This is a genomic window from Halobacillus sp. K22, assembly GCF_052246795.1.
Lineage (GTDB): Bacteria > Bacillota > Bacilli > Bacillales > Halobacillaceae > Halobacillus.
This window is the reverse complement of the sequence record NZ_JBQQCN010000004.1, coordinates 67,952-80,283: the sequence shown is the minus strand read 5'-3', so window position 1 is coordinate 80,283 and position 12,332 is coordinate 67,952. Positions and strand designations below refer to the sequence as shown.

The window sequence follows — 12,332 nt, the reverse complement described above, 5'->3', positions numbered from 1 at the left end:
CTTTTTACGATTTCAAATCCATCATGTCCAGCGCATCTTCCCGCAGTTTAAATTTCTGAATTTTACCGCTCGCTGTCATCGGGTACTCATCGGTAAACATGATGTACCTTGGAATTTTATGCTTGGAAATTTGCCCTTCACAGAAATCCCGTATATCGTTTTCTTCAATTGACTTTCCTTCTTTAGGAATGATCCAGGCCATAATCTCTTCTCCATATTTCTGATCAGGAACACCAACCACCTGAACATCCAGCACATCTGGGTGTTGATATAAGAACTCTTCAATCTCCCGAGGGTAGACGTTTTCTCCACCTCGAATGATCATGTCTTTCATTCGGCCGGTAATTTCAATATATCCATCCTCATCCATCACCGCGATATCACCCGTATGAAGCCATCCTTCTGAATCAATGGCCGTCTCTGTAGCCTCCTGGTTCTTATAATAGCCTTCCATAACGAGATACCCCCGTGTGCAGAGTTCTCCAGGTATCCCCGCTTCTGCTTCATCTCCAATAGCCGGGTCAATAATTTTTACTTCTACATTTGGATGAGCTTTTCCGACACTGGAAACACGAAGTTCGATCGGATCATCAGCCTTGGTCTGGGTAATCACAGGAGAGGATTCCGTCTGACCATATGCGATGGTAATTTCCTCGGCACCCATATCCTCGATCACACTTTTCATTACTTCCATTGGACAGGTAGAACCCGCCATAATACCTGTACGTAGAGTGGTCGGCTTCCAGTCATTAAACTCAGGATGATTTAGTTCCGCAATGAACATCGTAGGTACTCCATGAAGCGCTGTACAAGCTTCCTCTTTTACTGCCTTTAGTACCTGTAAAGGTTCAAATTGCTCAAGTATAACCATGGTGGCTCCTTTAGATACGGCAGCAAGCGTTCCCAATACACAGCCGAAACAATGGAAAAAGGGGACAGGAATGCACAAGCGATCTTCGTTGGTAAGTCTCATGCAGTCCGCAACCTGATTGCCATTGTTAACGATATTATAATGGCTCAGCATCACACCTTTAGGAAAACCTGTGGTTCCTGAAGTATATTGCATGTTAATCACATCTTTATAAGAGAGGGAGTTTTTACGCTCTACTAATTTTTCATCACTTGTAGATCGGCCCATTCCTATGAGATCATCCCACGTGTAACACCCTGGATGTTCTTTGTCACTTAAGGTAATGATGTTCTTCAAATGAGGCAGCCGCTCGCTCTGTAGATCTCCTTTAAGCGATGAGGAAAGCTCAGGGCAGATCTCTTTTAGAATGTCAATATAAGAGGTTCCTCTAAAATCTTCCGCTAATATTAAGGTTGTCGCATCCGATTGTTTCAAAAGATATTCGAGTTCCTGTGCTCTGTAATTCGTATTAACCGTAACAAGAACGCCGCCCATTTTTCCGGTGGCAAATTGGGAAAGAAGCCACTCCGGTTTATTATCAGACCAGATAGCGACGTGCTCCCCCTTTTCTACACCTAATGCCATTAGCCCTTTAGCTGTTTCATCAGCCATGTTGTTAAATTCCTTATAGGTTTTTCGAATTTTCTTCTCAGGGTAAACAAAAGCTTCCTGATCGGGATATTGACGAGCCTGTTCCTCTAAAAGTTCTCCTACGGTCGTTTCCAAAAGGGACATATACCCATTCCTCCTCTTTATTTATTAGCAGCCTAACTGACGTGCAATAACCAATCGCTGGATTTCAGACGTTCCCTCTCCAATTTCAAGCAACTTAGCATCACGCAGGAAACGCTCTACTTCATATTCCCTCATATATCCATAGCCTCCGTGTATTTGAATAGCTTGATTGGATGATCGGAAAGCGGTTTCAGAAGCAAACAGCTTAGCATACGCTGATTCTTTGGTGAAGTTCTTCCCTTGATCTTTTAACCAGGCAGATTTAAGTACCATATTACGAGCCAGTTCCACTTCCATAGCCATATCCGCCAGCTTAAACTGAATGGCTTGAAAACTGGAAATCGGCTGGCCAAATTGTTTTCTTTCTTTTGCGTAAGCAAGAGCACGATCCAGGGATGCTTGCGCAATACCAACAGCAAGAGCAGCAATGGAAATTCTCCCACCATCGAGTGTGTAAAGGAATTGTTTAAACCCTTTTTCAGGATCTCCGAGCAGGTTTTCCTTAGGTACCTTCACATCTTCCAGGATGATCTCAGAAGTGTTCGACCCACGGACGCCCATCTTTTCATAAGGACTGCTGATCTTCATGCCTGGAGTATCTTTAGGGATGATAAAAGCGGAAATAATATTTTTACCGTCTTCCCGTTTTCCTGAGACCGCCGTTACAGTGATAGATCGAGCATATTCCGCATTCGTAATCCAGCATTTTTCCCCGTTTATAACATAATGGTCTCCTTTAAGTTCAGCTCTTGTTTTCGTTCCCCCGGCATCAGAACCAGCATTCGGCTCTGTTAATCCAAAAGAAGCCAGGGCGTCCCCTTTAGCCAGTGGGACTAAGTATTCCTGTTTCTGTGCTTCTGTACCGAAATAATAAATAGGGCTTGCTCCAAGCGACACGGCGGCTGCATAGCTAAGGCCTGTAGACCCGCAGACACGACCGATTTCTTCCACAGCCAGGGCATAAGTAACCGTATCTCCGCCGGATCCACCATACTCTTCTGGAAATGGGATACCAAGGAGCCCGAGCTTGCCCATCTCCTTGAAAATATCTTCTGGAAATTCTGCTTTAGTATCAATATCTACCGCACGCGGATGAATAACTTCCTCAGCAAAATCACGAACCATTTTTCTAGTCATTTCCTGTTCTTTGGTCAATTCAAAATTCATATGATTCCTCCTCAGAGAATTAAGACCGACTGGTTGGTCGGTAAATAATCAAAAAAATAAATGAAAGCGTTTACTTATTTTCGTAAAAAAAAGGAATGTGGAGCATTTGGTTTAAAACATCCGTTTCTTCTTTGTGTGGCAGCAAAAAATGCAAGATCAGGTCCGTAAAAACATCTGAAATCTCATGGATCGAGTGAGTCCCATCCCGTTTATACCACTTATAAATCCAATTCACCATCCCAAGTATCGCCATACCTGTAATAGACACGGGCAGCTCTTTGCGAAAATGACCCGACTCCTGTCCTTCTTCAATGACTTGAAAAACCATCTTTTTGAATTCATCACGTTTTTGTTTTATCTGTACTTCGTATGCTGGTTTCAGATAATTGCTCTCTTGATAGAATACAGAAATGTGAGGCTTATATAAGTCAAAAACTTGAACAAACGCATGAATGATAGCTTGAATCTTTTTGACAGGAGATGAGTGAATGATATTGGCTGATTGAGCTTCTTTTAGTACATATGTAATAAAGGTATCGTGAATAACGAAAAGAAGTTCATCTTTGGAGCTGAAGTGATGGTAAAAACCGCCTTTGGACGTGTGGGATGCTTCTACAATCTGATTGACGCTTACACCGTGGAAACCATAGCGATCAAATAATTCAAGCGAGGTTTGAATTATGTCTTCTTTTAAATCTCTCATACACCATCCCCAATCCGCTGAACTTACATTCATTTTAGCATAATATTTTGAAAATACAAACGAATATAAAGACAAATTGGAAGTGAAGAACTTTAGGAATATAGTAAAAGACAGTCTCGTGTGGAGACTGTCTTTTGATTATTCGCTGTCTGGGTTCTGGGAATGAAACGGATTTTCATAAACTGGCTTAACCCAAGATTCTGTTATTTTTCCGTTTTGATCTACGTCCATAACATACGAGCCGTTACTGTAACGGTCATTAGCTTTGAAATCCATTACATTCAGCGTAATCGTTTCCTGTTTTTCCGTTTTCACTATCACCTGGTCATCACGATGAACTAAATGGACATCAATTAAACGATGAGGATTATTTTTTAATTCCCGCAGCATAATTACGCCCCGTTTAGCACGAGAAGCCTTTTCAAACTCTTTCAAACGCATGCGTTTAACCGCAGCACGATGAGTTGAAAGAAAAATGGATGGGTCTTCGTCTTTCTGGAAGATCTGTCCTGAAATGACTTCTTCTCCATCTTTCAAATGTATGGCTTTCACCCCAGCAGCACGCTGACCTACAGCGTTTACTTCCTCCTCGGAATACCATAGAGCATAAGCTTTGTTACTCGCAATAAAGATTTCAGAATGCCCCTCCGTGACGTGGACATCCACAACTTCATCATTTCCTTTTAGATTAATCGCAACCAGTGCTTTTGAATGTCGCTGGGCCTGATACAGCTTCAATTCACTTTTCTTCACCATTCCGTTTTTTGTAAAGAAGAGTAAGTATTGATCTTCCTTGAACTCACGGACCGGGATCGCTTCCACAATATACTCGTCTTTTTCTACCTGAACAATGTTCGAAATAAACTGCCCTAAATCCTTCCATCTGATGTCTGGAAGTTTATGAACAGGAAGGAACAGATATTTACCGAGGTTTGTAAACAGCAAAATGGTGTCCGTTGTATTAATTTCAAGCAGTCTCAAAAGATGATCCCCATCTTTAAGAGCGAAATCCGCTCCATTGGAGGCTGCGTATGAACGGAGGCTTGTACGCTTCAAATATCCATCTTTCGTAACGGAAACAAGTACGTCTTCACTGGCTACCGTTACTTCAAGATCAACTTTAAGCTCTTGTACTTCATTTTCAATGTTGGTTCTCCGGTCTTCGCTGTACTGTTTTTTCATGCTTCGAAGATCGGATTTAATAACTTTCATCAGCTCGTGTTCACTTGCAAGTAATGTCTCTAAATAAGATATTCGTTTGCGCAGCTCGTCTGCTTCCGCTTCAAGCGCTGTAATATCCGTATTCGTTAAACGATAAAGCTGAAGCGTGACAATGGCTTCTGCTTGAGCTTCTGTAAACGAGTACTGATTCATTAATTGTTGTTTGGCATCTTGCTTGTCTTTAGAGCCGCGAATCGTCGCTATAACTTCATCGAGAATCGAGATGGCTTTGATCAGCCCCTCAACAATATGCGCCCGTCTTTTAGCTTTGTTCAGGTCATAGACGGACTGACGGGTGACAACTTCCTTCTGGTGGGATATATACGCATCCAGCATCGTTGGTAAACTCAGAAGTGTAGGAGTCCGATCATGAATAGCTACCATATTAAAACTGTACGATATTTGAAGATCTGTATGCTTATAAAGATAGTTAAGCACACCTTCACTGTTAGCGTCTTTTTTTAATTCAATAACTACCCTGAGGCCTGTCCGATCTGTTTCGTCACGTACTTCTGAAATCCCCTCTACTTTACGATCAATGCGAAGTTCATCCATCCGTTTAACCATGGTAGCTTTATTAACTTCAAAAGGAATTTCGTCAATTACAATCTGCTCACGTCCGCCGCGAACTTCTTGAATTTCTGCACGTCCTCTAAGTACGATTTTTCCTTTTCCATTCTCATACGCTTTTTGGATGCCTTCTACACCCTGAATCGTACCACCCGTTGGAAAATCAGGACCTTTCAGCTTCGTCATCAGTTCTGGTACCCCTGAATTAGGTTTATCAATCTTCATAATAACTGCATCAATTACCTCCCCAAGGTTATGGGGCGGAATTTCGGTGGCGTAACCAGCCGAAATACCTGTAGAACCATTCACAAGGAGATTTGGAAATTTAGCAGGAAGAACGGTCGGTTCTTCAATTGTATCATCAAAGTTTGGGATAAATTCTACCGTTTCTTTCTCAATATCCCGTAGCAGCTCAGATGAAATAGCGGAAAGTCTCGCTTCTGTATAACGCATAGCGGCTGGCGGGTCACCGTCAACACTTCCGTTATTCCCGTGCATTTCCACAAGAGGTTTACGTAATTTCCACGTTTGGCTTAGACGTACCATCGCTTCATAAACGGAAGAGTCTCCGTGAGGATGGTAATTACCGATCACGGTACCGACTGTTTTAGCTGACTTTCTATAAGCCTTATCATGTGTATTTCTTTCTTGATGCATTGCAAATAAAATACGACGCTGAACGGGTTTCAAACCGTCTCTCGCATCGGGAAGAGCACGTTCCTGGATAATATATTTACTATACCGTCCAAATCGATCTCCAAGAACTTCTTCCAGTGGTAAATCTAAATACTTCTCTGCCTCTGCCAACAGAATATCCCCCTTTTATGTTTGAATTTTGTCGTTTTCTAAAATGTTTGCTTCGTCTTCCATACCGAAAGCGACATGGGATTCAATCCATTTGCGGCGAGGTTCTACTTTATCGCCCATCAATGTAGTTACGCGTCTTTCTGCGCGTGCCAGATCATCTATCGTTACCCTTATCAAGGTCCTTGATTCCGGATTCATCGTTGTTTCCCACAACTGATCCGCATTCATCTCACCAAGACCTTTGTAACGCTGAATGGAATAGCCATTCTTGAACTCTTTAAGAAGCTTGTGCATTCCCTCTTCATCCCAAGCATATTCGGTTTGTTCTTTCTTACCTTTGCCCTTAGAAACTTTATAAAGCGGCGGAAGAGCGATAAAAATTTTCCCAGCTTCCACAAGCTGTCTCATATAACGATAAAAGAACGTGAGCAGTAATACTTGAATATGAGCTCCATCCGTATCCGCATCCGTCATAATCACAATCTTATCGTAATTACAGTCTTCCAGGGTGAAATCTCCGCCTACACCGGCGCCAATGGTATGAATAATGGTGGATATCTCTTCATTTTTAAAGATATCAGCAATTTTTGCTTTTTCTGTATTGATAACTTTTCCCCTTAATGGGAGAACCGCTTGAAATTTTCTGTCACGCCCCTGCTTGGCAGAACCTCCTGCAGAGTCGCCCTCTACCAGATAAAGTTCATTTTTTTGAGGGTTTCTGGACTGAGCAGGTGTCAACTTTCCACTAAGTAAAGTATCTTTTCTTTTTTTCTTTTTCCCAGAACGAGCATCTTCACGGGCCTTACGCGCCGCTTCTCTTGCTTCTTTAGCTTTTACAGCTTTTTTAATCAGCATAGAAGCTACATCAGGATTTTCTTCAAGAAAATAAGATAACTGTTCAGCAACTACAGCGTCCACTGCTGACCTTGCTTCTGAAGTACCTAACTTACTTTTTGTCTGACCTTCAAACTGAAGGAATTCCTCAGGGATTCGAACGGAAATCACTGCGGTGAAACCCTCGCGAATATCGTTTCCTTCCAAGTTTTTATCCTTTTCCTTAAGTAACTGAGCACGGCGGGCATAGTCATTAAAAATTCTTGTAATCGCCGTTTTAGCACCTGATTCGTGGGTACCACCATCTTTTGTACGGACATTATTAACAAAGGAAAGGATGTTCTCTGCGAAACCATCATTGAATTGAAATGCGAAATCAGCTTCGATGTCTTTATAACTACCCTCGAAGGATACAACGGGGTGAAGAGTGTCTTTCTCTTCATTGAGGTAAGAAACGAAGGATTCAATGCCATCATTATACTGGTAAACCTCTTTAACCTTCTCATTACGTTCATCAATCAAATTGATTCGAAACCCTTTTAAAAGAAAAGCAGCTTCCTTCAAACGCTCCGATAAAGTTTCGAAACTGAACTTCGTTACTGAAAAGATTCCTGGGTCTGGTTTGAAACGAATGGTTGTTCCTGATTTCCTAGTCGTTCCCTTAGGCTCCAGGGAAGTTACGGGGAGGCCTCCGTTTTCAAAACGTTGATAATATCTTTCTCCATCCCTGCATATATAGACTTCCAGCCATTCAGACAAGGCATTTACTACAGAAGCTCCTACGCCATGAAGACCTCCACTTGACTTATAGCCGCCCTGTCCAAACTTACCTCCTGCATGAAGCACAGTCAAAATTACTTCGGGTGTCGGTTTACCTGTCTGATGCATTCCAGTCGGCATCCCTCGTGCCTCGTCCTCTACGGAAACACTGCCGTCTTTATGGAGAGTCACAGTCATTTGGTCTCCGTGTCCAGCCAATGCCTCATCTACGGCATTGTCCACGATTTCATGTACTAAGTGATGGAGGCCACGGTGATCCGTCGATCCAATATACATCCCCGGCCGTTTTCGGACCGCCTCCAAACCTTCCAGTACTTGTATGGAATCATCTGAGTATGTTTGATTCTGCTTCGCCAATTTACCATCGGCTCCTTTCTCGTCAACTTCATCTACTACTATAATAGAACAAACGTTCGTTTGTGTAAACGCTCAATAAAAAATGCTGCTTGTTATATTGTAGCGATTTTATAAGGTTTCGCAAACATTATTCTAATATCAACACTAAAAAACCCCTGTCTAGACAGGGATTTTTTTAAAAAAAGTATATATTTTTAAAGATAAACAGCGTGGGCAACTTTAATGCATACATCCATGATCACGGTCATATCTTTATCTTTTAACTCTTCGTAGGCTTCTTCGTGAATAACCCCCTGCTGTCCCCAAAAAGCCTGAGCAGGAATAGCAGAAGCCTCTTTAGCAACTTCAGGAAGAAATTCAGATTTTCTGAAAACGTTTATGATATCAATAGGTTCGGTAATATCACTTAATCGAGCCACAGCCTTTTCACCTAAAGTTTCATTGATAGTCGGATTAACAGGAATAATGCGATAGCCTGCTTCCTGCATAGCTTGACTAATCTGGTAAGAAGTGCGGTGCGGTTTGTCTGATAAACCGACCACGGCAATCGTCTTAGAGTTTTTTAAAACTTCCGCAATCTCTTGGCGTGAAGGGTTTTTAAACGTCATATTCAACCTCCTATTCTTCAATTAAGCCTTCGTTCACTAAATACTCGCGTGCGACTTCTTCAGGGCTGCGATCTTCAAAGTCAACTTGATAGTTCATTTGCCGCATTTTATCCCCGGTTATTTTTCCTCCTAATTGGTTGAGAGCATCTTGTACTTCAGGGTAGCGGTCCAGCGTCTCCTGCCTCATAAGCGGAGCCCCCTGGTAAGGAGGGAACAGGTTCTCAGGATCTTCCAGCACCTTCAAGTTTAAGTCTACCATATAACCTGAAGTGGCGTATGCATCAATAATATCGACTTCACCATCCTTGATGGCTCCCTGTCGCAATCCTGGGTCCATTGTTCTTACTTCTCCAAGATTAAGATCATACACTTCTTTCATTCCCTGATAACCATCCTGACGGTCATTGAACTCAAGGGTGAAACCGGCGGTAATCTGATCTTCCACTTGTTTTAAGTCCCCGATGGTTTCTAAGTTATATCTTTCAGCAAGCTCCTGTGTTGTAGCCACAGCATACGTATTATTAAATTTCATAGGCTCTAAGAACGCCATATCATACGTTTCAGCCATGCCCTCTTTTGCCTGCTGATAAACTTCCTGGGGCTCATTGCTATTAGCCTGTTCATCAAGTAAAGAAACTATCGCTGTTCCTGTGAACTCTGGATAAATATCTATGCTGCCTTCCTGTAAGGCACTGAACACCAGGTCAGTTTTACCAAGGTTTGGCCTTAATCCTACCGATAGATCGGTTTCTTCTTCAATAAGGAGTTTGTACATATTGATTAAAATAGCCGGTTCTGATCCCAATTTTGCTCCAAGAACGAGATCATTTTTTGCTTTGCCGCCAAATGCCAATGGTCCAACAGCGATTAAGGCGGCAATAACCAATAGACTTACAAGAGAGCGGAATCCGGATTTTGCAGATGTTCTCTCAAACAGTCGAAGGATCACATCTAATATAATTGCTAACAATGCGGCTGGAATAGCTCCAAGAAGAATAAGATTTACGTCACCCCCGCGGTCAAGTCCAAGAAGAATTAAATCACCTAAACCTCCAGCACCAATTAATGCAGCGATCGTAGTTGTCCCCACGATTAAAACCATAGACGTACGAATTCCCGCCATTATTACCGGCATGGCCAAAGGTAACTCTACACGGGATAAGCGGCGAAAAGAATTCATTCCCATCCCTGTAGCCGCTTCCTTAAGTGCAGGGTCTACTTCTTTTATCCCAGTGTATGTATTTCTAAGGATAGGAAGAAGTCCATAGGCCGTTAAAGCAATAACTGCAGGTGTCTGGCCAATTCCGAATAAAGGAATCAAAAATGCTAAGACCGCAAGACTCGGAATCGTTTGTAGTATAGCAGTAACCCCAATAACCGGCTCAGCAACCTTGTGTTTTCGAGATAATAGTAATCCGAGAGGTACGGAAATGAGCGTCGCAATTACTAAAGCAATAATGGAAATCTGTAAATGTTCCCAGATTTTTTCAAGTAAGACATCCTGTCGTTGAATAAATACCTCTTTGAATTGATTCATAACTGTCCCACCCCTTTTTCACGGTGGTTTTCTTTCAAGTAAAAGACGATATCTTTATAAGAAAGAGTACCTAGAAGCTGATCCTGTTTAACTACAGGCAGCATAGGATAATCGGTTTTTTCAAAAACTGCTGTAGCCTCTTTTAAAGTCATTCCATTTTCTAGAGCAGGAAGATCCATAGTTTCCCCATCATGCACGGCAGTAGCGTATGTTCCATCCGGATTTTTTAAGGCAAATGTTCCTTTTTCCGGAATTGTTCCTTTCTCTAATTCTGCCACTGGATACATTTGATTTTTTGTCCGGTCCATGATGACGTCCACCGCTGTTTCCCATGGAGTTTTACGGCTTCCTATGAAATCTTTCACAAACTCATTTGCAGGATTTAGTATTAAATTCTGCGGAGTGTCTAGCTGAACGATCTCTCCAGCTTGCATAACACAAACTCTGTCTCCAAGGGCCATCGCTTCATCCATGTCGTGGGTCACAAACACAATGGTTTTCTGAATTTCCTGTTGCAGCTGTCTGATATCTTTTTGCAACTGCTCACGACTGATTGGGTCGAGAGCACTAAACGGTTCATCCATTAAAATAATATCCGGATCGGCGGCCAGAGCTCTTATAACTCCTACTCTTTGCTGCTGCCCACCCGATAATTCACTCGGTTTCCGCTTCCTGTGCTTTTCAGAGTCTAAACCCACCATGTCCATTAGTTCATCAATGCGGTTAGACAGGTCTTTCTTTTTCCACTTCTTCATTTCAGGAACAATTGAAATGTTTTCTTCAATTGTCATATGAGGAAACAAAGCAATTTCTTGCAATACATAACCAATATTCCAACGGAGTTCGTGAATGTTATATTCTCGAATATCTTTATTATGTATAGTTATTGACCCTTCTGTAGGGTGAATCAATCGGTTAATCATTTTCATCATGGTCGTTTTACCGCAGCCACTGGGACCGATCAATGTTAACAGCTCTCCGTCATTCACGTGCAAGGCGATGTCTTTCAGAGCCGTTGTCCCGTCAGGATACGTTTTAGTTACGTCTTGGAACGTAATCATGGTTTTCCCCCTCTTCACTCAAATAAAATATGAATTCTATATTTCCACAATTCCACAATTTCAAACATTTTGCAAAGATTCGAAATCATTTGGAACACATTGAAGACAAGTGATTTATATCTTCTCAATAATAGAAATTTGCGAAAAAATTTTCTTGTCACCAGGTGCTGAATTGGTATAATAGGAAGTTGTTACAGTTTAAGAGCCTGAATATATATCTTAAGATGTGTTAGCTGGAATTTAAAATAAATGAAGTCTTAAGTCTCTTCACCTCTTTTTTCCCAAATTCTTATTACATAACACTTAGAATGAATTAGTTTAATGTTTACAATGAAGCAGCCGGGTTCTTTCCTCTAACCTCTCATGGTAAAATAGAATAAAGCAACAAAGGAGATGAGCGGCATGGAATACGCTTTATTTGCTATTATCGCTTACTTGTTAGGATCCATTCCATCAGGTCTGATAATAGGGAAATATGGCTATGATACTGATATTAGAGAGCACGGGAGCGGTAATTTGGGCGGAACCAACACCTTTCGTGTATTAGGTATTAAAGCGGGTTTGATTGTAACTTCAGCGGATATCCTTAAGGGAACTCTAGCCACAGCTTTTCCTTTATTATTTGGAGCTGATGTCATTACTCTCGTCATTGGAATCTTTGCTGTAATCGGTCATATGTATCCAGTCTTTGCAGGTTTTAAAGGCGGAAAAGCTGTTGCTACTTCCGGAGGCGTTATTTTGGGAGTTAATCCTATAATTTTCTTTATACTTCTGGCCACTTTCTTCCTGGCTTTATACATTAGCAAATATGTATCTCTATCATCTATGATTAGTGGTGTCGCCGGTATAATTGCTACTCTAATTGTGCAGGACTTTGGGTTAACCATTGTTATTTCCCTATTCACACTATTCGTGATTTATCGTCATCGATCTAACATTAAAAGAATTATTAACAAAACTGAACCTAAAATCACTTGGATGTAACCTGCTTTTCATGAGGTCTGTGCTAAAAAGGCATAGACCTCCTTTTTTGTGGAAACGA

Annotated in this window: 9 protein-coding genes; 1 reads left to right on the top strand and 8 read right to left on the bottom strand. The window is 41.6% G+C overall.

Annotation, left to right across the window (positions count from 1 at the left end):
- Positions 1–4: 4 nt before the first annotated feature.
- From ACTWPM_RS04785 to ACTWPM_RS04750, 8 genes are all read right to left on the bottom strand, one after another.
- The gene (locus ACTWPM_RS04785; RefSeq protein ID WP_443131925.1) at positions 5–1,645 is read right to left on the bottom strand and encodes an AMP-binding protein; all 1,641 of its coding nucleotides are present in this window, start codon (positions 1,643–1,645) and stop codon (positions 5–7) included.
- A 24-nt stretch (positions 1,646–1,669) separates the two neighbouring features.
- Positions 1,670–2,812 (bottom strand): acyl-CoA dehydrogenase, encoded by a 1,143-nt coding sequence (locus tag ACTWPM_RS04780; protein ID WP_443131924.1) that lies wholly within the window; start codon positions 2,810–2,812, stop codon positions 1,670–1,672.
- Positions 2,813–2,882: 70 nt separating this feature from the next.
- Positions 2,883–3,515 (bottom strand): TetR/AcrR family transcriptional regulator, encoded by a 633-nt coding sequence (locus ACTWPM_RS04775; RefSeq protein ID WP_443131923.1) that lies wholly within the window; start codon positions 3,513–3,515, stop codon positions 2,883–2,885.
- 138 nt (positions 3,516–3,653) lie between these two features.
- Positions 3,654–6,113, bottom strand: a complete 2,460-nt coding sequence (parC, locus tag ACTWPM_RS04770) for a DNA topoisomerase IV subunit A (protein ID WP_443131922.1) — start codon at positions 6,111–6,113, stop codon at positions 3,654–3,656.
- 15 nt (positions 6,114–6,128) lie between these two features.
- Complete coding sequence (parE, locus tag ACTWPM_RS04765; protein ID WP_443131921.1) at positions 6,129–8,084, bottom strand: DNA topoisomerase IV subunit B; 1,956 nt, start codon at positions 8,082–8,084, stop codon at positions 6,129–6,131.
- Between the two features lie 194 nt (positions 8,085–8,278).
- Positions 8,279–8,692 carry a CoA-binding protein gene (locus tag ACTWPM_RS04760; protein WP_443131920.1) on the bottom strand — a complete coding sequence of 138 codons (414 nt, stop codon included), beginning with the start codon at positions 8,690–8,692 and terminating at the stop codon, positions 8,279–8,281.
- Between the two features lie 10 nt (positions 8,693–8,702).
- On the bottom strand, positions 8,703–10,229 hold the full coding sequence (locus ACTWPM_RS04755; RefSeq protein WP_443131919.1) for an ABC transporter permease/substrate-binding protein: 1,527 nt from the start codon (positions 10,227–10,229) through the stop codon (positions 8,703–8,705).
- Positions 10,226–11,290, bottom strand: a complete 1,065-nt coding sequence (locus tag ACTWPM_RS04750) for an ABC transporter ATP-binding protein (RefSeq protein WP_443131918.1) — start codon at positions 11,288–11,290, stop codon at positions 10,226–10,228. The genes ACTWPM_RS04755 and ACTWPM_RS04750 overlap by 4 nt, the downstream gene beginning before the upstream one ends.
- A gap of 402 nt (positions 11,291–11,692) precedes the next feature.
- On the opposite strand from ACTWPM_RS04750, the gene plsY reads away from it, so the two are divergent.
- Positions 11,693–12,274, top strand: a complete 582-nt coding sequence (plsY, locus tag ACTWPM_RS04745; protein ID WP_443131917.1) for a glycerol-3-phosphate 1-O-acyltransferase PlsY — start codon at positions 11,693–11,695, stop codon at positions 12,272–12,274.
- Positions 12,275–12,332: the final 58 nt, after the last annotated feature.